The 23,076-nt window shown below is 46.0% G+C and carries 21 protein-coding genes; 20 read left to right on the plus strand and 1 reads right to left on the minus strand.

Annotation, left to right across the window (positions count from 1 at the left end):
* Positions 1-434: 434 nt before the first annotated feature.
* From M2137_RS12710 to M2137_RS12790, 17 genes are all read left to right on the plus strand, one after another.
* Positions 435-1,913 (plus strand): family 10 glycosylhydrolase, encoded by a 1,479-nt coding sequence (locus M2137_RS12710; RefSeq protein ID WP_280766882.1) that lies wholly within the window; start codon positions 435-437, stop codon positions 1,911-1,913.
* 12 nt (positions 1,914-1,925) lie between these two features.
* Positions 1,926-2,780, plus strand: a complete 855-nt coding sequence (locus M2137_RS12715; RefSeq protein WP_280766827.1) for an AraC family transcriptional regulator — start codon at positions 1,926-1,928, stop codon at positions 2,778-2,780.
* A gap of 132 nt (positions 2,781-2,912) precedes the next feature.
* Positions 2,913-3,800: a DUF5119 domain-containing protein gene (locus M2137_RS12720; protein WP_280766828.1), complete on the plus strand. Its 888-nt coding sequence runs from the start codon at positions 2,913-2,915 to the stop codon at positions 3,798-3,800.
* Positions 3,801-3,871: 71 nt separating this feature from the next.
* Entirely contained in the window at positions 3,872-4,294 is a 423-nt protein-coding gene (locus tag M2137_RS12725; RefSeq protein ID WP_280766829.1) for a PH domain-containing protein, read from the plus strand.
* Positions 4,291-4,692, plus strand: a complete 402-nt coding sequence (locus M2137_RS12730) for a hypothetical protein (protein WP_280766830.1) — start codon at positions 4,291-4,293, stop codon at positions 4,690-4,692. Before M2137_RS12725 ends, M2137_RS12730 begins: the two co-directional genes overlap by 4 nt.
* 14 nt (positions 4,693-4,706) lie before the next feature.
* Complete coding sequence (locus tag M2137_RS12735; RefSeq protein WP_280766831.1) at positions 4,707-5,444, plus strand: DUF4271 domain-containing protein; 738 nt, start codon at positions 4,707-4,709, stop codon at positions 5,442-5,444.
* Entirely contained in the window at positions 5,441-6,190 is a 750-nt protein-coding gene (locus tag M2137_RS12740; RefSeq protein WP_280766883.1) for a uroporphyrinogen-III synthase, read from the plus strand. Before M2137_RS12735 ends, M2137_RS12740 begins: the two co-directional genes overlap by 4 nt.
* Positions 6,187-6,576 (plus strand): ribonuclease P protein component, encoded by a 390-nt coding sequence (gene rnpA / locus M2137_RS12745; protein ID WP_280766832.1) that lies wholly within the window; start codon positions 6,187-6,189, stop codon positions 6,574-6,576. The genes M2137_RS12740 and rnpA overlap by 4 nt, the downstream gene beginning before the upstream one ends.
* Positions 6,573-6,794, plus strand: a complete 222-nt coding sequence (gene yidD / locus M2137_RS12750) for a membrane protein insertion efficiency factor YidD (protein WP_280766833.1) — start codon at positions 6,573-6,575, stop codon at positions 6,792-6,794. The genes rnpA and yidD overlap by 4 nt, the downstream gene beginning before the upstream one ends.
* On the plus strand, positions 6,778-7,452 hold the full coding sequence (locus tag M2137_RS12755) for a TatD family hydrolase (protein WP_280766834.1): 675 nt from the start codon (positions 6,778-6,780) through the stop codon (positions 7,450-7,452). The genes yidD and M2137_RS12755 overlap by 17 nt, the downstream gene beginning before the upstream one ends.
* 453 nt (positions 7,453-7,905) lie before the next feature.
* Positions 7,906-9,075, plus strand: a complete 1,170-nt coding sequence (locus tag M2137_RS12760) for a 6-bladed beta-propeller (protein WP_280766835.1) — start codon at positions 7,906-7,908, stop codon at positions 9,073-9,075.
* A 281-nt stretch (positions 9,076-9,356) separates the two neighbouring features.
* Positions 9,357-10,322: a BF3164 family lipoprotein gene (locus M2137_RS12765; RefSeq protein WP_280766884.1), complete on the plus strand. Its 966-nt coding sequence runs from the start codon at positions 9,357-9,359 to the stop codon at positions 10,320-10,322.
* A 172-nt stretch (positions 10,323-10,494) separates the two neighbouring features.
* Positions 10,495-11,793, plus strand: coding sequence for a tyrosine--tRNA ligase (tyrS, locus tag M2137_RS12770; protein WP_280766836.1), 1,299 nt, complete (start codon positions 10,495-10,497; stop codon positions 11,791-11,793).
* Positions 11,794-11,930: 137 nt separating this feature from the next.
* Positions 11,931-12,530, plus strand: coding sequence for a hypothetical protein (locus M2137_RS12775; RefSeq protein WP_280766837.1), 600 nt, complete (start codon positions 11,931-11,933; stop codon positions 12,528-12,530).
* Positions 12,531-12,688: 158 nt separating this feature from the next.
* A complete protein-coding gene (gene ychF / locus M2137_RS12780; RefSeq protein ID WP_280766838.1) occupies positions 12,689-13,792 on the plus strand; it encodes a redox-regulated ATPase YchF in 1,104 nt (367 codons plus the stop codon).
* A gap of 11 nt (positions 13,793-13,803) precedes the next feature.
* Positions 13,804-16,200 carry a TonB-dependent receptor gene (locus tag M2137_RS12785; protein WP_280766839.1) on the plus strand — a complete coding sequence of 799 codons (2,397 nt, stop codon included), beginning with the start codon at positions 13,804-13,806 and terminating at the stop codon, positions 16,198-16,200.
* A 5-nt stretch (positions 16,201-16,205) separates the two neighbouring features.
* A complete protein-coding gene (locus M2137_RS12790) occupies positions 16,206-17,183 on the plus strand; it encodes a DUF4249 domain-containing protein (RefSeq protein ID WP_280766840.1) in 978 nt (325 codons plus the stop codon).
* Position 17,184: 1 nt separating this feature from the next.
* Here M2137_RS12790 and M2137_RS12795 read toward each other — a convergent pair whose 3' ends face one another.
* Positions 17,185-19,506 carry an amino acid permease gene (locus M2137_RS12795; protein ID WP_280766841.1) on the minus strand — a complete coding sequence of 774 codons (2,322 nt, stop codon included), beginning with the start codon at positions 19,504-19,506 and terminating at the stop codon, positions 17,185-17,187.
* 314 nt (positions 19,507-19,820) lie between these two features.
* Here M2137_RS12795 and M2137_RS12800 point away from each other — a divergent pair, with 314 nt between their 5' ends.
* The 3 genes from M2137_RS12800 (at position 19,821) to M2137_RS12810 (ending at position 23,044) form a co-directional block, all read left to right on the plus strand.
* A complete protein-coding gene (locus M2137_RS12800) occupies positions 19,821-20,633 on the plus strand; it encodes an SDR family oxidoreductase (protein WP_280766842.1) in 813 nt (270 codons plus the stop codon).
* A gap of 79 nt (positions 20,634-20,712) precedes the next feature.
* Positions 20,713-21,891: a mannonate dehydratase gene (gene uxuA, locus M2137_RS12805; RefSeq protein ID WP_280766843.1), complete on the plus strand. Its 1,179-nt coding sequence runs from the start codon at positions 20,713-20,715 to the stop codon at positions 21,889-21,891.
* Between the two features lie 109 nt (positions 21,892-22,000).
* Positions 22,001-23,044, plus strand: a complete 1,044-nt coding sequence (locus tag M2137_RS12810) for a sugar kinase (protein ID WP_280766844.1) — start codon at positions 22,001-22,003, stop codon at positions 23,042-23,044.
* Positions 23,045-23,076: the final 32 nt, after the last annotated feature.

Below are 23,076 nucleotides of genomic sequence, written 5' to 3' on the forward strand. Positions count from 1 at the left end.
TGATATAAAAAGGGATATGTAAAGTGGAACGAGAAATTCTTGTGTATATTGAAAGACACTACTGCCTAACTAAAATCTAAGAGCTAAAAGAGGGGAGCTACATCCATTGCGGTTTCACCCTTTATGAGCAATTTGGATAGTTTGTCCACTTGGAATGAAGAATAATCCACCTGCTTCCTTTGTGCATGCCGATCATACGGTTACGTTTCGTTATCTACTGCCCAACGCTAAGGAGGCAAAGGTTGACTCTCAGTTTATGGAGGGCATGGGTCGTATTGGCTTTGATTTACGTTTTTGCTGTAAATCCTTTGTTATCTGCTCAAAATCTGTTACTTTTGTTGATGCTTTTTAAGTTTTTCATGGAAAAGGTGCATAGGATGTGTCAACGATTTACTCCGGAGCGACTGGGGATTTTCTTGCTTTTTCTAACATGGATGTCCTGCTCGACGCAGCGTGTGATCCGACCGAACCTGTCGGATGAGCCTGCCAAACGGGAATTCCGTGGCGCATGGATACAGACAGCACACCAAAGTGAATATGCCACTATGACGGTGGATGAGCTTAAAAAGGATTTTATACGTAAACTGGATGTCCTGCAGGCGTGTGGGATAAACGCTATCATCTTTCAGGTACGGCCCGAAGCGGACGCATTTTATCGTTCCGAGTTGGAACCATGGAGCCGCTTTTACACAGGTGAGCAGGGACGTGCGCCTGAGGGAGACTTTGACGTGATGGAGTTTCTCATTACAGCGTGTCACCATCGCAACATGGAGTTTCACGCTTGGCTGAATCCGTACAGAGCATGCACTAATCACACAACCGTTGCTTTGGCCGAAGAACATTTGTATCATCGCGAACCGGAACGTTTTGTTGTTTACGACAAGCAAATTCTTTTCGACCCGGGTATTCCGGCTAACCGGCAGCACATCTGCCGCGTGGTGCGCGACATTCTGCTTCGCTACGACGTAGATGCGATCCATATGGACGATTATTTCTATCCCTATCCGGTGGTCGGCCTTCCTTTCCCTGACGACAGGAGTTTCCAGCGTTACGGACTGGCAAAAGGCTACAAGGAAGAAGAACGTGGAGACTGGCGGCGTGAGAATGTCAATCTTTTGATCAGCGAGTTGAAGCGAACGATTCTATTGGCAAAGCCCTGGGTGAGATTTGGCATCAGCCCTTTCGGCATATACCGCAACCAAAAGAGTACACCAGATGGTTCGGGCAGTGCCACAAACGGACTGCAAAACTACGACGACCTGTATGCGGATGTGCTTCATTGGGTGCAGCAAGGATGGATCGATTACAATATGCCTCAGGTATATTGGGAGATAGGACATACGGCGGCCGACTATACGACGCTGGTTCGTTGGTGGGATAAACAGGCCGGCGATCGCCACTTGTATATCGGACAAGACGTGGCCCGTACGATGAAAGCCGATCAGCTAACCCTGAAAATGAAGGAAGAGAAATCGCTGCCGCATGTAAAAGGACATTGTTTCTGGCCGGCCAACGAATTGTTGTGGAACAACGAAGGAGTGGCCGACAGTCTGCGGGTTCATTACCAAAAATACCCGGCTTTGATACCGCCTTACAGCCATTTACACGACCGTGCGCCCAAAGAGGTAAAGAAGCTAAAGGCCGAATGGACACCTGAAGGATACCTGTTGCATTGGGATGCACCCCAACATACGGCGAACCCGGAAACAGCTTCCTATTTTGTGGTTTACCGTTTTAAGAAAGGAGAAACAACAAACCTGGATGATCCTTCACATATCGTGGCCATCACAAGAGAAAAACAATATCAACTACCTTATCATAAGGGAACGGATACCTATATATATGTTGTAACAGCTGTTGATCGCTTTCACAACGAGAGTTTGAAAGGGAAAAGTAAAAAAGTAAAATTATAAGTCGATCAAGGTATGCTTGACCAGATCAGATGTACGAAATATACCGACTGTGCCTCTTGTTCGTTCTATCAGAAGCACATTTTTAAATATCGCTCTTACCCCAAAGGAGTGCTTATTCCGCAGGAGCGTGTTTTGCAAAACACGATGTATTTCTTGCTCAAGGGAGAGGTACGGGTAAACAGCGAAGAGCATCCCGACACCATATTCCGGGAAGGGCAGTTTATTCTGCAACCGGTAGGGTCGCGCGTCGAGTTTCAGATTCTGGAAGCAACCGAAGCCATTCTTTATCTGTTTGAACGCCCCCAAAACGTATGTAACGAACGATACAACAAAAGTATCTCTATGGCATCGGCCGGACATGTCGGCCCGGTGGTGATGGATACCGTCCAACCGTTGCATAACTTCCTCTACGGGATGAAAAGCTTTTTGGACAGCGACCTGCGTTGCTCTGTGTTCCTGCAGGCAAAACAGACGGAGTTGTTATTTCTGCTCAACTGCTATTACCCCATTAAGGATTTGGCGGCTTTCTATTCAACCATCTACCGTTACAGCAAGAGCTTCCAGTATTTCATATTACAGAACTACCAAAACGTCAAAGATGTGGAGGCCTTTGCCCAGTTGGGAGGCTACAGTGTGCCTACTTTCCGCCGGTTGTTTAAGGATACGTTTGGCGAACCGGCCTATCAGTGGATGCTGAAACGCAAATGCCAGGACATTCATGTCGACCTGCTTACGACCGACCTTTCCATCTCGGATATATGCTACAAATACGGATTCGAGTCGCTCTCGAACTTCTCCCACTTCTGCCGCTCGAACTTTGGGCAGTCGCCCCGTGCTATCCGTGCAGAACGGGAAGAGGGTGAATAAAAAAACGGGTATTCATCATTTACTATCGGACATTTAATATTTACAACTTATTGAACAGAATTCTCAATAAACGCAATTTAACTTCTGAATACCTTTGCTTCGAGTGAACTAATTTATTAAACCAGTTGGGGAATGTGCAATAATAATGCATACAGATGGTATGTTATTGCGTGTTGTTTGTTGGTATGCCTGCTCTTCTTTAGTTGTAAGAAACAAGCTGATAACTCCTCTTCTTCTCGCCAGTATGGTACGGTTACCTTTACCATCAACTGGGAGAGCATTGGAGTGGAATATGCTGAGCAGAATACGCTTTGTTACTGTTTTTATCCGTTGAATAACGGGCCGATGATACAAACCGAAAGCAGTACCGGGACATTGAAAATAGCCTTACCGCCGGGTAAATACGGCCTTTTGGTCTACAATAGTAATAACAACACCATTAAACTAAGAAACCGCAGTCAGTTTGACCATGCGGAAGCTTATTTTAACATTAAAGAAGAGGACGACGCTTCGTCGTCTCCGCTTTATGGCACAATCCATCATGATTTGCTTGTTGTTGCCGATAAACATGAAACAATCACCCTGACCCCCACCTACTTCACCAAATGCGTCTTGTTTGACATCAAACTGGACGAGAAGGATATGGGCAAAATCAAGGGATGTAAAGGCGTATTAACCGGGGTTACCCCGGCGCTGCACGTGTCCAACCGGAAAATGAACCGGACATCGACAACACAACTGCCTATCTTTTTACAAAAAACTTCCGACGGATTCGAGGGAAAGCTCTTCCTTTGGGATGGCGATACAAGTCAACAGGTGTCGCACGAACTGATCCTTACATTTACCCTTTTCGATGGTCAAAAAATGTCTTCCACCTTGGGAATTGGGCCGGCGCTTTTCGATATCAAAAAGCAAGATATCCGGATGAAGGTGAATGCCTCTGTCGACTCCCAGAGTTCCGCCGCACAAATACAGCTGAGATGTGACTCCATCACGCCTGAGCTGTTAAGTGCGAAATAATTGTATTCTTTCACTTTCTGCCCTTTTCAACTATTTTCACTAACTTGCGCCCTCAACTAATACAAGGTATAATGGATAGAGAGTTCCGCTCCAAAGTCGGTGGTTTATATCATATTTTTCTGCTTATTGTCGGTATCGGCTGCGTGGCTTCGTTCCTGCAATCGAACATCTGGTGGATGATCGGCATGACGCTGATTACGCTTATCACCATTCATGTGTTTCTGAACACCTGGTATCGAATCACAGCCGACGGAATATTGATTGCTCATTGCAGCTTCTTCCCGGAAAAGAAGATCGCCATCGCGGAGATCCGGACGATCGAACCTACGATCATGCCGGCCTGGAGTTATGCTCTTTCGTTCGACCGCTTATTGATCTTGACGGAGACCGGTCCCTGGATGATGCTTTCTCCCCGCAACAAAAAAGAGTTTATCAGCCTGTTGAAGAGTTTTAATTCCGATATAGAAATCAAAAAAGAAAGTTCGTTTATATGAAAGCAGCTTATGGTTTTGTAGAGTCTCGGGGAAACAAGATACTTATCGGGGTGGTCGTAGCGACATGGCTCATCTTGGTGGGCTCCCTCTTGTATAATAAGAATTGGGTGGGTGCAAGTTTCCAGCTGATCAATCTGGTGGCATTGTCGTATCTGTTCTATCAGAGAAGTCGCAATGCTATTCAGGTGACAGATAGTGACAAGCTGACTATCGGCTCCTTTCCTATTCCGATCAAAGACATTGTAGACCTGGAAAGAGTGGGTGAATACGGCATAAGAGTTCATTATTCCTATTACGGATCGCCTCGCAAAAGCCCCAAAGTGAATTTAAGAGAGGATGATATAACCTCTTTACTACTTGATCTGCAGCAAATAAATCCCGAAATAACGATTCGCTAAGTCATTTTTAATTCATGTTTGAAGGATATACAGGCATTCCTATAGGGCAGGAGCAATGGATAAACGATCTTATTTGGGGGATCATTTTCCTATTGTTCATATCCTTTTCTTTCATTTTCCATCGCTATTCCCCCGTATTCCTGCGTACGCTCAAAGACATTGTGCAGGTGAAGCACCGCCAAAGCCTGTTCGAAGTAGGGCAAGGGTCGAAAGGCGACGAACGGGTGTTTCATGTGTTTATGACCTTTCAGACCCTGCTTCTCTCCACACTATTTCTATTGATCTGGTGCGGAAAAGAGGGATGGATGCCGGATCATAACAGCGTAAATAGCGCAAAAATTCTTTTCTATGCGGGATCTTTATTCCTGTTATTGCTCCTGTTTTATTTCTTTAAAAGGGGCATCTACGCACTGATCGGGTGGACATTCTTTGAAAAAGAATCTTATCGGCTTTGGCAAGTAGGCTATCAGGCATCACTCGATCTATTGGGCGTGCTTTTTTATATTCCTCTTTTATGGATATTATTCATTGATACCGACCCAATCTATCCGTTTTGCCTGTTTTCCGCATTCTATCTACTGAGTCGTTGTGTTATTATTTATAAAACGATACGAATATTTCAAATCAAAAAAGGTGATTATCTGTATTTGTTTTTGTACCTTTGCGCCCAAGAAATAACGCCCTTGTTCCTATTCACTAACGGGGCAATATTATTGTATAATTTTATCGAGTTGAGTGCTTTATGGCGTTGACTATTAAAAAAATGCTGGTCTCACAACCGAAGCCTGCATCCGAGAAATCTCCTTATTTTGATATTGCTCAAAAATATGGAATCGATATTGACTTTCGCCCTTTTATTAAGGTTGAGCCTTTAAGTGCGAAAGAATTCAGACAACAAAAAATATCTATTCTGGATTTTTCAGCGATTATTTTTACGGCTCGTACAGCTATCGACCATTTCTTTAACTTATGCGAGGAGTTGCGGGTGACAGTGCCTGAGACTATGAAGTATTTCTGCACAACAGAGCAGATTGCTGTTTATTTGCAAAAGTATATCGTTTACAGAAAGAGAAAGATTTTCTACGGTTTAGGTAAGCCGGAAGAATTGGTAACTGTCGTTGCCAAACATGCAAAAGAAAAGTATTTGATTCCTGTTTCCGATGTGCATAAGAACGATTTGTTTGATATGTTGGATGCAAAGAAAATCGACTATACCAAGGCGGTGATGTACCGTACGGTGAGTAATGAATTCTCTAAAGACGAGACATTCGACTACGATATGTTGGTTTTCTTCAGTCCTTCCGGGATTTCTTCCCTGTTGAAGAACTTCCCTGACTTCAAACAGGAAGATATTAAGATAGGCTGTTTTGGCCCGACGACGGCCAAAGCAGTGAAAGATGCCGGGCTTCGCTTAGACGTGGAAGCCCCCACGTCTGAAGCCCCTTCCATGACAGCCGCTTTGGAGCAATATCTGAAGAAGGCGAATGGCAAGAAATGACAACTAAGAGGTATACCTTTACAAAACAAGAACGCCTGTCGTGGAAACGTCACATCGACCTTCTCTTTGCAGAAGGCAGTTCGTTTGTGGCATTTCCACTACGGGTTATTTTTTTGTTTTCAGAAGAGCCGATGCCGGTTCGCTCCTCGATCCTGATCAGTGTCCCCAAGAAAAAGTTTAAACGAGCCGTCAAACGCAACCGTATCAAACGGCTTGTGCGCGAGAACTACCGCTTGCAGAAAGAGCCGCTGATCGCCTCTTTGGAAGAAAAAGACAAACACCTATTGGTCGCTTTCCTCTTTATTGACCAGGAAGAGCCGACATTTCAATCGACCGGCAAGGCTATGTCGAAAGCAATCCGTATCTTGCAAGAGAAAATCGGATGAGAAAGTTTTTTACGACAATCCTACTCCTGCCGGTCTATTTCTATAAATATTGCATCTCCCCCCTGACACCGGCCTCCTGCAGGTACACGCCTACCTGTTCGGAATATGCCGTGCAAGCGCTCAAAAAACATGGTCCGATAAAAGGCCTCTGGCTGGCCGTGAAACGCATCGCCAGCTGTCATCCCTGGGGTGGCAGCGGATATGACCCCGTTCCCTAACCTCCATATGCCGCACCAGATGCTTTATTACAATATCCATACCCACCAATCGCCCTCTTCTCCCGACGAGGTTGCCATCCTGAACAGGATAATCCGCGAAGGAGAGCCATCGACCGATGCCCCTTTCCGCTCCTACGGCATCCACCCCTGGTATATAGAGGATAAAGACAAGCAATTGGAAGAGCTGCAACAGCGCCTATCGCAGCCCGAAACAGTCGCCCTGGGCGAAGCGGGGCTCGATAAATTAGTCGCAACTGATATGCGGCTTCAACAAGAGGTGTTCTATCAGCAAATCGAATTAAGCGAGACCTTTCAGAAACCCCTGATTATCCATTGCGTCAAGGCATGGCCGGAACTGCTGGCTGCTAAAAAGGAGTTTTCGCCCCACATACCCTGGATTATCCATGGTTTTCGTGGGAAAAAGGAACTGGCGGAGCAATTGATCGCCCATGGATTCTACCTCTCGTTCGGCGAAACTTTCCAAGCGGAAGCACTACGCGCCGCCTGGCCTTCACACGCCTTAGCCGAAACCGACGAAAGCCCCACCGGCATCCGCTCAATATACAATCGGATCGCCCAATCATTACGCCTCCCTATCGAGCAGGTCGCCGACACCTTAGCCAAAAACAGCCGCACTCTTTTCCCTTTCCATAAATAAAGTGGTATCCAAAAACTGCCATTACGTCAGCCGTCGCATCCTTCTCCAAACCGGATAAAACCCCAAAACGAAGTGTAAGCAATCGCTTCTTGTTTTCTAACTAAATGACCTATTTATACTTACTATTCGGAGTGTTAAAAAGTGTTTCTCCCGGGACTTTATCAAAATACTCCTTGCCTTTTGGCGAAATTCTCCTGCCGAAATATCAAAATGACAATTTGGGTTTCCGGGGGAAAGTTGCTCTTTGGCAATTAGACTACTATATTTTTATGTCAGAATGGCAGGAGATTGATGATCTGTTTCTCTCTGTGCATCCGTAGCTTTTAGAAGGTAAAAACGAAAACGATGGGGGAAGGGAATTCGTAAATTTCTTAGAGAAGGACATTCTTCAAATAGAAGAGTTGGTATTATGAAAGTAAAACATTATGTTTACGAAGCATAATAGTTAAATCTATGAAATTTAAATTTCTAATACTGTCGATGTTACCTCTGTTCGCATGTACTCAAAAAGAGGATACAGATCATGCTTTTGACTATTTAGATATAGATGACCATAAAATCGAAACTATATACAACATTTCCAACATATTTGAATCCGTAAAAATAGTAGAGTTGGAAACTACACCAGAATCATTGATTGCAGAGATTACCTCTTTGATTATTCATGAAGGGAATATTTACATATTAGACATCATTACCGAGTCGGTATTTGTGTTTGATCGAGATGGGAATTATGTTTCTAAAATACAAAATGTAGGTGAAGGCCCCGACGAATACCTAAACGTAAACAATTTTGATATTGATGCTCAAAAAAGACTTTTAGTGCTTTTCTGTGGAAACAAAATACAATACTACGATCTTGACAATTTGTCGATGGTTAAACAAGATCGGGATTCTTTCCCTGCCGCTCAAAAAAAGTACATAGGGAATGACGCTTTTGCAAGTTACGCTGCCAATATGCAGACTCGAAACAATGACAAAAATCTATTATTAGTAAAAGATAATAAAATAATAGACAGTAGCTTCCCGATAGAAAAAAACTTAACAGGATACAACCTCTCTCAAAACTACAATTTTGGAATGAAAAACGATATGAACTACACTTGGTTTGTTACTCCTTTTAGCAACGAAGTGTACTCGATAAACGATAAATCAATCAATAAAAATAAAAAGATTACGTTTACGTCAGGAGAGTTGCCAACTAATATTTTTTCAGAAAACCCCAAAGAAAAATTTACAGAAAAATTATTCTCTACTAATTACAGTTTTCTTATTGACTCATACTATGAATCGAAAATAAACAATATGGTATATTTCAATTTTAGAAAAAAAGAGAATATAGTCACCTGTTTTCACAAAGATAACGTTACCCATCTTGCTGCAAATTTGTTAAATGACCTAAACGGAGTGCCTATAAACCCTACCACCTTTTTGTACACAATGGAAGAAGAACGGTGTTTCGTTAATTACGGCTACTACCACTATGTCTACGAGATGCTCTCTCACATGGATATTTCCTCCGGTAGTATCGCAGAAACTATACTGAATGTAATTCCCATTTCGTTGGAAGAGGCTGATAAAAAGCAGGAAGATAATCCGTTTTTATTGTTTTTCTACTATTAGGAATCATGAAATATTGGGCTAAACTGTCACGCCAGATAAGAAAGAAAACTAAAATACACTAATTTTGATCAAATAATCGTCAGTTCTTTTTTATTATTATAGTTTTGTGGGAGGGAGCAAATCCCTCCCGTAATTGTAACGATAAATATATGAAATACTCATACATCCTTTTCCTTTTTGTGTGCATATCTTGTTCGTATAGCGAACGGGGTTCTTCTTTAGATAAATTAAAGAAGTTGAATAACACCAAGATCAGCTCTTCTATTCTGGAGTGTGATTCTATGATCTTGAGTGACTATTTGGTTGAGATGATAAACGACAAACTGATCGTTCAAAACTTTAAAACGGATCACGCTTTTACCATTTTTGCTATGAATGGCAATAAGCTGGTAAAAGAGAACGACTTGATACGGATAGGAAATGGTCCTTATGAAATGGTCTATCCTTCTTGTTTTGTGGATAAAGCCACACAGGATATTTATTTTTATGACTCCAAAGACAACAGCGTGGATTATTATAAAATAAACGCAGAATCAAGTAACCTGTATCAAAAAGAAAACTGGACAAAGTTTAAAAGCTCTTCTTTTAATGATTATTTCTTAGGAACCAATGGAGGTTTTGCAACAATGGGTGATAGCGCTTATGTTATAGTGGGAGGCGGTTTAGATAAAACCAATATGCTCTCCGTAGTGCATAAGGAGAAAGATATAATTATAGACACAAACGCTTCTTTCCCAGAAGATAACTGTTATGCGGAGATTATTACTAAAAGAGTAATATACAATAATGGTGGGATAAGGAGTAGAGGGATAGGAAATCAATATCTATACTACGGTTGGTCGGGTAATTATGCTGAAATTTTTTCCTTCAAAAACGTACATGAAGTATCTCGAAAATCGGTAGTAAATGACTTTACAATCTATACAACCTCAGACGATGGGATGAATCCAAAAGGGGATATTGAAAATTTAAGAGGATTAAAAGCCTACACAACGAATAAGTACATCTATCTCATGCCCTACCCCCTAAGGAATAAGGATTTTATTGATAAGAACGATTACAAGGGGTATCCCAATTTTTATAATGAAGATATTTTTGTTTTTGATTGGGAGGGTAACTTTGTCAAATCATACACATTAGACAAGTTGATAAACACATTTGTCATAAGCGAAGATGATTCATCCCTTTTCGGTATTACAGCAGATGAAAACGGCGAGTATCAGATTTTGAAATGTAATCTCGATTAGCAAATGTGGAAGCGATTGCAATTACAGAAAGGATTCCAGACGAGGTGAACGTGTTTTAAAGAGTATTATGATGATTTGGTGTTAACTCCCTTTCTAACAAACTACTTTGCGGTATTAGTTTTAAGTCGTACCTTTGACGCCATTCTTTTAGTAAAAAATAATATTTAATTCGATGAATTTTGTAGAAGAACTTAGATGGAGGGGCATGATCCATGATATGATGCCCGGAACGGAAGAACAGTTACAAAAAGAGATGACTTCAGCTTATGTTGGTATCGACCCAACAGCCGATTCGTTGCATATCGGCCACCTGGTGAGCGTGATGATGCTTCGCCATTTTCAGCGGGCTGGCCATCGTCCGATCGCTTTGATCGGTGGGGCAACCGGTATGATTGGCGACCCTTCGATGAAGTCTGCGGAACGTAACTTGTTGGACGAAGCAACACTCCGTCACAATCAGGAGAGTATCCGGAAACAGTTGGCGAAGTTTCTTGACTTCGATTCGGACGCGCCTAACGCGGCCAAGTTGGTAAACAACTACGACTGGATGAAAGATTATTCTTTCCTTGGCTTTATTCGTGATATCGGTAAGCACTTGACCGTGAACTACATGATGGCCAAAGATTCTGTAAAGAAACGCCTAAGCGGCGAGTCGAACACCGGGTTGTCTTTTACCGAATTCTCTTATCAGTTACTGCAGGGATACGACTATCTTTTCCTCTATCAGAATGAAGGCGTGCGCCTGCAAATGGGAGGTTCCGATCAATGGGGTAACATCACGACCGGAACGGAACTGATTCGCCGCAAGCTTGGTTCCGAAGCGGAGGCTTTCGCTTTGGTTTGCCCGTTGATTACCAAAGCCGACGGGGGTAAATTCGGCAAAACGGAAACAGGCAATGTATGGCTCGATCGCCGTTATACCTCTCCTTATAAATTCTATCAGTTCTGGTTGAATGTAAGCGATGCAGACGCGGCTAAGTATATCCGTATCTTCACGGCTCTTTCGCGGGAAGAGATCGAAGCGCTCGAAGCCGAACAGGCGGAAGCTCCGCACCAACGTGCCTTACAAAAGCGTTTGGCCAAGGAGATTACCGTGATGGTTCACTCCGAAGAGGATTACGAAATGGCGGTGGAAGCCTCCAATATCCTGTTTGGAAACTCCACGTCAGAGACATTGAAGAAATTGGATGAAGAGACGCTGTTGGCTGTTTTCGAAGGAGTTCCTCAGTTCGAGATCTCGTTCGATGAATTAAACGCGGGAATAAAAGCTGTGGATCTTCTTACGGAGAAGGCGGCCGTGTTCCCCTCCAAAGGCGAGATGCGTAAGTTGGTGCAAAGTGGCGGTGTAAGCCTAAACAAAGAAAAACTGGCGGAAACCGACGTTGTGATCAACGCTTCCTCGCTGTTGAATGGGAAATACCTGTTGGTTCAACGAGGCAAGAAGAATTACTTCCTGTTGATTGCTAAATAAAGATCATCAGATACTATTCAAAACGTCGTGAGTTACTTCACGGCGTTTTTTTATTCCTATGTAGCACCTGTTTGAATGATTCTTTTTAAGTTTGCGACCGAAAATGTAATATCAACCAACTAACAAACAACTCTTTTATGAAAAAGTATTTTATCATGAGCTTTCTATGCTGCCTGAGCCTATCCGTTTTTTCACAAAGCATAACGCTTTCTTCCGGATCTCTTCCCCCGTTTCAAGAGGAGCGAATGGTTGAATTTGCCTATACATACGATAATATGTCGGTAGGGAAAATGACAGAAGCGGACTATATCGACAAAAAAGTGGGCGATTATAACGAAAAAGAGGCAGGTCGGGGAGATGCTTGGCTGGAGGCATGGATAGGCGACCGTCAAGAACGCTTTGAGCCTAAGTTTGAGGAGTTATTCTCCAAACACATGGAAAAATATGACTTCTTCATTGATCCGCAAGAGGCAAAATACCTGATCATTATCAATACCGACTTTACCGAACCGGGATTCAACGTCGGAGTTGCTCGGAAAAATGCCTCCATCAACCTTACCTGCCGTATCATTGATAAAGCCACACAGGAGGAGATAGGGGTTATTAAAATCCGCAATTCATCCGCTAATGACTTCTGGGGTACAGACTTCGAGGTGGGCTACCGTATTCAGGAATGTTATGCCAAAGCTGGACGTGAGCTTGCCAAGTTCCTCGTGAAAAAGCTGAAGCTAAAATAACCAAGTTTGGCTCTGTATTCGACTTTCACTCTCTTTTCATAAGATAGGATGCGCCTCGGCAATCTTCAGGTAAAATGAGTTTTCCCTTCCGATTGCTCTCAACTTTCACTATCTTTGCACCCGCAATAAAAGGTTATAAATTAAATACATAAAAATAGATGGCATTACAATGCGGTATTGTGGGCTTGCCTAATGTAGGTAAATCCACTCTTTTCAACTGCTTATCCAACGCGAAGGCGCAATCGGCTAACTTTCCTTTCTGTACAATCGAACCCAATGTAGGTGTAATCACAGTTCCCGACGAGCGACTGAACAAGCTGGCCGAACTGATTCATCCGCAAAGAATAGTTCCTACCACCGTAGAGATTGTCGATATTGCCGGCCTGGTGAAAGGAGCCAGCAAAGGGGAAGGTTTGGGGAATAAGTTTCTGGCCAATATACGGGAAACGGATGCCATTCTGCATGTATTGCGCTGTTTCGACGATGAGAATATCACTCACGTAGATGGTCATGTGGATCCGGTACGCGACAAGGAGATCATCGATGCCGAATTGCAGATAAAAGACTTGGAAACGATCGATATGCGTATCTCCAAGGTGCAGAAGCAGGCACAGACCGGCGGTGATAAGCAGGCCAAATTGGTGTATGATGTCTTGTTGAAATTCAAAGAAGCTTTGGAGCAAGGGAAAAGCGCCCGCACAGTCACGTTCGATACGAAAGACGAACAGAAGGCGGCTCGTGAATTGTTTCTGTTGACCAGCAAGCCGGTGATGTATGTCTGCAATGTGGATGAAGCCAGCGCCGTAAGCGGCAACCATTATGTAGAGGCCGTACGCGAAGCGGTCAAAGAGGAGAATGCGGAGATTCTGGTCGTTGCCGCCAAGATCGAAAGCGAGATTGCCGAGTTTGAGACCTACGAAGAGCGCCAGATGTTTCTGGAGGAAATCGGTTTGGAGGAATCGGGTGTGGGTCGTTTGATCAAATCGGCTTATCGCCTGTTGAACCTGGAGACCTACCTCACGGCCGGGGTACAGGAGGTGCGCGCCTGGACCTACCTGAAAGGCAGCAAGGCGCCTCAATGTGCCGGTGTGATCCATACCGATTTCGAAAAAGGGTTTATTCGCGCCGAAGTGATCAAATACGAAGACTTTATTAAGTTGGGTTCGGAAGCTGCCGTCAAAGAGGCCGGTAAAATGAGCGTAGAAGGCAAGGAATATATCGTTCAGGATGGCGATATCATGCACTTCCGGTTTAATGTATAACGCGTATCAATATGCAAAAATCTCTTTTGCTAACCTTCCTGTTACTCTTACATTTTTATACTCTACAGGCACAAAACCATAAAATAAGCGGTTATATCCGGGAATCGGGTAGTAGCGAAAGTCTGGTGGGCGCCGCATTGATCGACCTCGGAAGCCACCAAGGGGCGGCCTCCAATTCGTATGGATTCTATAGCCTGACACTACCCCATGGAGAGGTGGTTCTGCAATGCTCTTATATAGGATATGAAACACGGCGAGTCTCCTTCCGCTTAGAAAGGGATACGGTTCTTGAGATCCTGCTCAATCCGTTGAGTACGCAATTGAAGGAGGTGGTGGTCAGCAGTCGCCGCTCTAAACTGGAAAGTACTCAGCTGGGCACGATCAATGTGCCGGTGGCGCAACTGACGGCTATTCCCTCTTTGTTAGGAGAGACCGATATCATGAAATCGATGCAGATGCTGCCCGGTGTGGAGGCAAGCGACGAGGGAAAGAGCGATTTCTCGGTGCGTGGTGGCAGTCCCGACCAGAACCTGATCCTATTGGATGGCATTCCGGTGTATAATACCAGCCATGTGTTTGGGTATCTCTCGATCTTCAACTCGGATGCGATCAAGAATGTCAATCTCTACAAAGCCGGATTCCCGGCGCGCTTCGGTGGACGCCTCTCGTCGGTAGTCGATATCCGCACCAACGACGGCAATATGGAACAACTGCATGGAACGGCCTCTGTCGGGCTGATCTCGATGAAGGCAGCGCTTGAAGGGCCGATCGTGAAAGACAAAACATCCTTCAACCTCTCATTCCGACGCACCTATATCGATTTGTTTATGGGCACGATACTCGACAGACTCCGCCGGCTGGACGACCAGATATCGGAACACGACGATTACAATTTCTTTTTCTACGATATCAACGCCAAGCTGCAACATAAATTAGACGATAAGAATAGTCTCTTCTTCATGTTCTACAACGGGCGGGATAAGCTCGATACCCAATACGATACGCGCGACGGTTATTCGGGAGAGCTAAACGCCCTTACCACACAGGACTGGAAATGGGGGAGTACGATTGCCGCGGCAAAATGGAATCATATCTTCTCGGGCAACCTTTTCCTCAACACCAAACTGGCGTACAACAATTATATGTATGATACGCATATTGCCAAAACTTATGAGTCGCATTATGATTATGATATGCAAAACAGGAGTTATGTCGGAGCAAAATATAATTCGGGCATTGTCGATTACAGCCTGACATCCGACCTGGACTTTATCCCTTCGCCGCAGCATTATGTGCGGATGGGAGCGGCATTCACCTTTCATAATTTCAAACCCGAGGTGCTCAGTCAGCAATCGTCTGAGGAACGTGATGACTTCTTCGGCTACGACTTTCAACAGGGAAGGCGCATCCTTGCCTACGAAGCGGCGCTCTATGCCGAAGACGACTGGGCGATCACACCGCGCTTTAAGATCAACCCGGGATTGCGCTTCTCCCTGTTTCATGTCGAAGGCAAGACCTACGCGTCGGCCTCTCCCCGGTTCTCGTTGAACTATCGCCTGAACAGCAACCTGTCGTTTAAGGCGGGCTACACCCATATGAAGCAGTATATCCATATGCTGTCGAGTAATATCATGTTTTTGCAGACCGATCTCTGGGTGCCTGTCACCAAGAAGGTGAAACCGATGGATTCGCATCAGTATTCGATGGGCTTGTTTGCCAATCTGCCGCACGGTTTCGATCTCTCGGTCGAGACCTATTACAAGGATATGCAGCATGTGTTGGAGTATGAAGACGGAGCCGACCTGCTCAGCCTCTCGGCCGGATGGGAGAATAAGGTGGAGGCGGGCCAGGGACGCAGCTACGGGCTGGAGGTGTTCCTGCAACGCATGACGGGGAAAACGACCGGGTGGATCGGCTATACCTGGGCGAAGACGGAAAGACGTTTCGAGCAGATCAATTTCAATGAGTGGTTCCCCGCCAAATACGATCGCCGCCATAGCATCAACATTTCGCTTATACAGCAACTGGGCAAACACTTCGAGTTCTCGGGCAACTGGGTGTTCAATTCGGGTAATGTGATCACCCTGCCGATGAAAGAGATCAAGGCGGCCGAGATACCCGATGCCCCTTTCGGCAGCTATTTCTTAGTTGAGCAGTTCGATCACCGCAACAACTATCGCCTCGACCCGTATCACCGCTTGGATCTCGGCATCTCCTATTATACCAGCCGCACGAAAAAGCGTTACAGCATCTGGAACCTGAGTGTATATAACGCCTACAACCAGATGAATCCTTTCCTGATCACCACCGATTATGCAGAAGATTCCTACGGCGACGAGCACCGGGTATTGAAGAAGATCACGCTCTTCCCGATCGTTCCTTCTCTTTCGTACACCTATAAATTCTGACCCATATGAAGAAAATAGCCATCCTATATTGCCTTCCGGTCGTCTGTTGCCTCCTGTTCTTTACTGCTTGTGAAAACATTATCGAGTTCAAAGGTAAGGACAAAGCCAACAAACTGGTTGTGAATCATATCGTCGATACCCGCCAGGAGGAACAATTGCTCGACTTTTCCACCAGCTATTTCCTGTTCGAAGATATGGAAGACTGGAAAGAATGGGGTGATCCCTCTTCCGAATGGAAAGACGAATGGGAACTGCCACCGGGCGGCTTGCAGGATCTGCCGCTGGAGATAACAGTGAATGGTGAACCGCAGACCTATTATGCTGCCGGGGGGAACTACCTTGCGTACAGGCCGGGAGAGTTGAAGGCGGGCGATAAGATAGCCATTGAGATCAACCATGAGTTGTTGGAAAGGGTCTATGTTGAAGAGACTGTTCCCGAATTGCCGGTGATTCTTTCCGTAGATACCATACGTTTCTTCGATTTCGAGAAGTACTCCCTGTTTATGCGTTCATTGATCACCATCAAAGACCGTCCGAACGAGCGAAACTACTACCGCCTGCTTATCCGCCGGAAGATATTGTATGACGAAGGCACCAAATGGGAATACCTGAGCGAGGTGACCGACTATTACATCAATCAGGATCTGGCACTGAGCAGCTTGGTCGATCAGGGCGTGGAGGACTATGAAGGGAACATCTGTCGCATCTTTTCCGACGATATTTTCGACGGTGGGGAATATACCCTCAATGTCTATTTCCCGTTAAGCTATGGATCAAACGAATTGAAAGAAAAGGTCGATGTAGAGATCGAACTCTACTCCATTACCGAATCGCTCTACCTCTATATGCGTTCCATCGAACAGAAATGGAACAGCGACACCTTCTCCCATCCGGTACGCATCTATTCCAATGTTAAAGGAGGCTACGGCATCCTGGGCATCCAACATCCGCTGATCTATCGGTTTTCGGTAGCCAGGGAGTAGGTTAGTTAATCTCTTTCGATTGCGAAGCATTGACAAACAGGATATCGCCAATATCCTGGAAGCCGGTAAAGAACTTCATCGGTTCGTGTTTTAAGATCTCTTCGCGGAAGCCGATCAGCGTCAGGCCGGCATGTTTGGAGCGTGTCTGGATGGCATCGCTTACGGTTTGTTTTTCATCCAACAAGACGATTTCGATATTCGCCAGGGTGATCGGCAGGCGACCTTCGGAGATCCGTTCCTGCAGTTCCTCTTTCACCACTTCCATTTCGGGGTTGGTACTGGTGATGAATATCTTTATCTGGCTCTTATGCCAATCGGGATGGGCCATGATGATATAACCCAAGAGGATCATCAGGTTGGTATTCTTCTCGTCGGTGGCCCGGATCCATACGTGAATGCCGTTGCGGGTGCGCAGCGGATAATGCGATCCGGCGAAGATGCAGATATCGAAGTTGCCCGCCTTGGCCATATTGATATTGTCTAATATCCGGCATAGTTCATCGGGCTGGTTTTTATCGAACTCATAGACCACCATATTGTTCTCCATCCCCGAAATAGAAGGGGTCTGAATCACCTGGGCAATGGCTGAGGTATAGGAGGGCGAGATCATCGTGTCGATATACAACGCGCTGTCGTGCTCGCGCTGGTTGTTGATCAGTTGGCGCAAGATCTCTTGTGATTCGGCATGTGTCTGCTTGCTGTAATAGCCCTCGATAAAATGGAAATAGGTGCCGAACCCATGCTGATGGCTGATCCATTTCATCAGTTCCAACACCTTATCGCGCTCAAAAGAATGGGGAGAAATACATATCGCCGACGGTCGCCACTCTTCATTCTCCATCACCGACTGATGTTTTTGCATAAACACCCGCAACCGGCGGTTGAGCTGGAACAAGGCCCCTTCGAAAATATCGCCAAGCCCCTTCTGGTCTTTGTTGTAATGCTCGATAAAGAGGTAGAGTACAATAATCACTAAGTAGGAGAGGATGGTGTATAACGGATTGATCATAAACATCACCCAGACCGACAACAGGAAGCCGCCTAAGGAGAAGTACCATTTGGAACGGAAACGTGGACGATAGGAGGGGGGCGACCCAAAGTGGTTAAGGAATGAGATCAGGCACAAACAGCCGTAGGTGATCAGGAAAAACATAGAGATAATACCCGCAACGCGGTCGATACTGCCCATCAATACAAAGACTAAGGCGATAAAGAAGGTAACGATCGTAGCGTTAAACGGCTCATTGGCTTTCCCTTTTCCGCGCGCCAGGAAGCGGTTGACCTTCTGAAACGGCAGGCTCTTGTCGGAAGCGAGCGCCTGCATGGTGCGGGGAGCCACCAGAATGGAACCCAGTGCCGAAGAGAAGGTGCAGGCTGCCAATCCCAACGGAATCACAATCGGCCCATACAGCGCGATGCGCGACATGATCAACTGGTCTTCCAATAGGTCGGCTTGCGGTGCGGAAACAGCCAGTTTCCAAACAATCAGTATGTAGACAATCAGCCCGGTAAGCGTGCCTGCCAGGGTACCTAACGGAATCGATTTGCCGGGGTTCTTTAGGTCGCCGCTCAGCCCTACCCCCGCCGTCATACCGGTGAAGGCCGGAAAACAAATGGCAAAGATGACAAAGAGGCTGTCGGTATTGAAAAATCCGAAATTCTCTTTTGCCAGAAAGGCTACCTCGCCCTCCGCTTCAATGGGTTTCCCCATGAAAAAGAGAAATAAGGCGATGAAAAGAATAATATTCACCACATAGAGCAATTTCATGCCCGAGCCGGCTCCTTTCTGCAAAATGCTTAAGGCCAACAGGATCAATGCGGGAATACTGATCACCTGCCGGGGAAGATCGAAGCCGAACTGCCCCGTCCACCAATCGAAAAGCGGCGCAAAAGCCTCGGTAAACGCAATGATATAGAATGCCACACTGATTGCCTGAGAAAGATAAAGGGTGATCCCGATGGTCGATCCGATCTTCAATCCGAACGAACGCGAGATAATAAAGTATTCCCCGCCACCCTCTACCCGGGTATTGGTCGCGATCTCGGAAATAGCCAAGGCAGTGGGAATGGTGATCAGATGCCCTAACACAATGATCAGGATGCCACCCCAGAAACCCAACGTGCCGACGGCATAGCCGAAACGCAGGAAGAGGATCGCGCCCAAGATGGTGGATATAGCGGTGAAATAAACGGGAGCGACGCCAAAGCCTCCTCCCTTTTGTTGTTGTATAGCTGACTTCATAATCTCCACTTTAATGGCTGCCGCACGAATCATGCCGACACCCAAGTCTTCCAAAGATATAACAAAATATGTATGGTTCATCCGAAGAATGGCTGTTTTTGTTATGCATGAACCCAAAATCACAAGTGTAAGCAGGAAGAGCCATTTTCTAACGGATTAGCACTCTTTTGCTTACACTTCGAACTGTTAAAAAATGTTTCTCCCGGGAGTTTGTCAAAATACTCCTGCCTTTTTGCTGAAATTCTCCTGCCGAAATATCAAAATGACAGATTGGCGTTAAAATATGTGTTCGCACACATATTTTCAGAAAGAAATGTATTACATTTGTCGCAGGGGGAATTATACTCCTGATATGGAGAGCCTAAAAGAGACAACAATTCTAATAATACGAAGCTATGAACGATTTATTTAGTGTAAAAGATCAGGTAGTGGTCATCACCGGTGGCGGCGGTATTCTGGGGCGCGGCATCGGGAATTATCTGGCGGAGCAGGGTGCCAAGGTGGTTATCCTCGACAGAGATGAAGCTGCGGGCAACGAAATGGTAACCAATATACGCCAAAAAGGGGGCGAAGCTCTTTTCCTGGCGACAGATGTTATGAACAAAGAGGTTCTGGAAAAGAACCGGGAAGATATTGTGGCGCAATACGGCCGGATCGACGTCTTATTGAATGCCGCCGGTGGCAATATGGCGGGAGCGACTATTCCGCCGGAAAAGACCATATTGGATCTGGAAATCGACGCCTTCCGCAAGGTGGTCGACCTGAATCTGTTCGGGACCGTGATTCCTACGATGGTTTTTCTCCCCGAAATAGCCAAACAGCCAAAAGGGAGTATTGTGAATTTTGCCTCCATCTCCTCCTTGCGTCCGCTCACGCGCGTCGTAGGTTATGGCTGCGCCAAAGCGGCTATCGCCAATTTCACCAAATACCTGGCGGCCGAGCTGGCACAGAAATTCGGCAATCACCTGCGCGTCAATGCGATTGTGCCGGGCTTCTTTATCACGCAGCAGAACGAATCCCTGTTGTTGCATCCGGACGGTTCATACACCGACCGCTCGAAGTCGATTTTGGGACATACGCCGTTCAACCGCTTTGGTGAACCGGAAGAACTCTTTGGCACGATTCAGTACCTGATCAGCGATGCCTCGAAGTTTGTGACCGGCACATTGGCCATCGTAGATGGAGGCTTTGATGCCTATACCATTTAATTGATAATTGATAATTGATAATTGACAATTGATAGTTGATAAAAAATTCATAATTCATAATTCATAATTTATAATCACCATGTTTCTATGTGAACAATCCTGGCGGTGGTACGGGCCGAATGATCCCGTTAGCTTAGCCGATATTTGCCAGGCCGGGGCAACCGGTATCGTAACCGCCCTTCATCATATTCCGAACGGAGAGGTTTGGACGGTAGAAGAAATCATGAAACGCAAACAGGAGGTCGAAGCCTATGGTTTGAAATGGGTCGCTGTTGAAAGCGTGCCTGTTCATGAACATATCAAAACCCAAACGGGTGACTTCCAAAAATACATCGACAACTACAAAGAGAGTCTTCGGAACTTAGGCAAGTGCGGGATCGATGTGGTGACCTACAACTTTATGCCTGTCCTGGACTGGACACGTACAGATCTACTCTATGAGATGCCCGACGGATCGAAAGCGCTCCGCTTCGAACGGGCGGCTTTCATGGCGTTCGACCTGTTTATCCTGAAACGCCCCGGTGCGGAAGCAGAATATACCGATGCCGAAAAGGCGAAGGCTAAAGCTCGTTTCGACCAGATGACGGATGCCGACAAACAACTGCTCACCCGCAACATCATTGCCGGACTGCCGGGATCGGAAGAGAGTTTCACGGTGGAACAATTTCAGGAAGCACTCGACCGCTATCAGGACATCGACGCGGAACAACTACGTGCCAACCTGATCTATTTCCTACGTGAGATTGCTCCGGTAGCCGATGAGGCTGGCGTTGTGTTGGTGATCCACCCCGACGATCCCCCTTATCCGATCCTCGGATTGCCACGTATATTGAGCACGGAGGATGATTTTCGCCGGATCGTGGAGGCAGTGCCTAATAAGAGCAATGGCCTTTGTCTTTGCACAGGTTCCTATGGCGTACGCGCCGATAACGACCTGGCAGGCATGATCACCCGTTGGGGCGAACGCATCTATTTCGTTCATTTCCGCAGCACGAAAGGCAACGAAGAGGGCGACTTCTTTGAAGCCAACCATCTGGAAGGCGATGTTGATATGTATGGTGTGATGAAAGCCCTGTTGGAAGTAGAACAGAAAGAGGGCCGTAGCATTGTGATGCGTCCGGATCATGGCCACCTGATGATCGACGATCTGCATAAAAAGACCAACCCGGGCTATTCCTGTATAGGGCGTCTGCGCGGCTTGGCCGAGTTGCGTGGCCTGGAAATGGGGATTGCCAAGTCGATGGAGTTGAACAAGTAGTTAGATACAAAAAAATAAAATAATTACATTTGCACCTTGAAACAGCGTGGTTCCGCATGGCCTGGCTGTTTCAATAGCTTGGTTACTTACAACTAATAGAACAAATAGAATGGAAAAGAAAGTTGTCACTTTTGGGGAGATCATGTTGCGCCTGGCAACTCCCGACTACCTCCGTTTCAATCAAACGGATAAACTGAATGCTACTTTTGGAGGAGGAGAAGCGAATGTTGCCGTGTCATTAGCCAACTATGGCCTGCCGGTGGAGTTTGTTACCCGTCTTCCGAAGAATGATATTGCCCGTGCCTGCGTACAGGATCTGCGCAAATATGGCGTAGGAACCGACCGCATTGTCTACGGAGGCGATCGTTTGGGTATCTATTTCTTAGAAACAGGAGCGGTGGCTCGCGCCAGTAAAGTGGTGTACGACCGTGCCTATTCATCTATCTCACAGATCGAACCGGGTATGATCAACTGGGACGAGGTGTTGAAAAATGCCTCTTGGTTCCACTGGACCGGTATCACACCGGCTATCTCGCAGGGCGCTGCCGACGTATGTCTGGAAGCGGCTCAGGCGGCTAATCGTTTGGGTGTGCCGGTAAGCTGCGACATCAACTACCGCAAAAACCTTTGGAAATATGGCAAAACAGCTTCTGACGTGATGCCGGCATTGGTGGAATGTTGCGATGTGGTATTGGGAAATGAAGAAGATTGCGAGAAGGTATTTGGCATCAAACCGGAAGGATTCGACGTAACAGCCACGCACGGAGAGGTGAACGCAGCCGAGTTTGAATCGGTTTGCGAACAGATGCAGAAACGTTTCCCACGGGCTAAGAAGGTGATTATCACCCTGCGTGGTGCGATCAATGCCAACCATAACACCTGGGGTGGCGTACTTTATGCCGACAAAACGCTCTATCAGTCGAAACGTTACGACATCACCCATATCGTTGACCGCGTAGGGGGTGGCGACTCTTTCATGGGTGGCTTGATCTATGGCTTGATCACCTGGCCGAACGACAACCAGAAAGCGTTGGAATTTGCCGTGGCAGCCTCTTGTCTGAAGCATACAATCTATGGCGATTACAATCAGGTGACTGTTGACGAAGTAGAAAAACTAATGGCAGGCGACGGCTCCGGCCGCGTTTCACGATAAAACGCATAAATGCGAATTATGAATTATTAATT

This window comes from Parabacteroides sp. PFB2-10, assembly GCF_029893085.1.
GTDB lineage: Bacteria > Bacteroidota > Bacteroidia > Bacteroidales > Tannerellaceae > QVMG01.

Bases quoted from the DNA above. Each gene is read 5' to 3' on its own strand.
- M2137_RS12710 (WP_280766882.1), top strand. From the start codon at position 435: ATGTCCTGCTCGACGCAGCGTGTGATCCGACCGAACCTGTCGGATGAG.
- M2137_RS12715 (WP_280766827.1), top strand. From the start codon at position 1,926: ATGCTTGACCAGATCAGATGTACGAAATATACCGACTGTGCCTCTTGT.
- M2137_RS12720 (WP_280766828.1), top strand. From the start codon at position 2,913: ATGTGCAATAATAATGCATACAGATGGTATGTTATTGCGTGTTGTTTG.
- M2137_RS12725 (WP_280766829.1), top strand. From the start codon at position 3,872: ATGGATAGAGAGTTCCGCTCCAAAGTCGGTGGTTTATATCATATTTTT.
- M2137_RS12730 (WP_280766830.1), top strand. From the start codon at position 4,291: ATGAAAGCAGCTTATGGTTTTGTAGAGTCTCGGGGAAACAAGATACTT.
- M2137_RS12735 (WP_280766831.1), top strand. From the start codon at position 4,707: ATGTTTGAAGGATATACAGGCATTCCTATAGGGCAGGAGCAATGGATA.
- rnpA (WP_280766832.1), top strand. From the start codon at position 6,187: ATGACAACTAAGAGGTATACCTTTACAAAACAAGAACGCCTGTCGTGG.
- yidD (WP_280766833.1), top strand. From the start codon at position 6,573: ATGAGAAAGTTTTTTACGACAATCCTACTCCTGCCGGTCTATTTCTAT.
- M2137_RS12755 (WP_280766834.1), top strand. From the start codon at position 6,778: ATGACCCCGTTCCCTAACCTCCATATGCCGCACCAGATGCTTTATTAC.
- M2137_RS12760 (WP_280766835.1), top strand. From the start codon at position 7,906: ATGAAATTTAAATTTCTAATACTGTCGATGTTACCTCTGTTCGCATGT.
- M2137_RS12765 (WP_280766884.1), top strand. From the start codon at position 9,357: ATGATCTTGAGTGACTATTTGGTTGAGATGATAAACGACAAACTGATC.
- tyrS (WP_280766836.1), top strand. From the start codon at position 10,495: ATGAATTTTGTAGAAGAACTTAGATGGAGGGGCATGATCCATGATATG.
- M2137_RS12775 (WP_280766837.1), top strand. From the start codon at position 11,931: ATGAAAAAGTATTTTATCATGAGCTTTCTATGCTGCCTGAGCCTATCC.
- ychF (WP_280766838.1), top strand. From the start codon at position 12,689: ATGGCATTACAATGCGGTATTGTGGGCTTGCCTAATGTAGGTAAATCC.
- M2137_RS12785 (WP_280766839.1), top strand. From the start codon at position 13,804: ATGCAAAAATCTCTTTTGCTAACCTTCCTGTTACTCTTACATTTTTAT.
- M2137_RS12790 (WP_280766840.1), top strand. From the start codon at position 16,206: ATGAAGAAAATAGCCATCCTATATTGCCTTCCGGTCGTCTGTTGCCTC.
- M2137_RS12795 (WP_280766841.1), bottom strand. From the start codon at position 19,506: ATGAACCATACATATTTTGTTATATCTTTGGAAGACTTGGGTGTCGGC.
- M2137_RS12800 (WP_280766842.1), top strand. From the start codon at position 19,821: ATGAACGATTTATTTAGTGTAAAAGATCAGGTAGTGGTCATCACCGGT.
- uxuA (WP_280766843.1), top strand. From the start codon at position 20,713: ATGTTTCTATGTGAACAATCCTGGCGGTGGTACGGGCCGAATGATCCC.
- M2137_RS12810 (WP_280766844.1), top strand. From the start codon at position 22,001: ATGGAAAAGAAAGTTGTCACTTTTGGGGAGATCATGTTGCGCCTGGCA.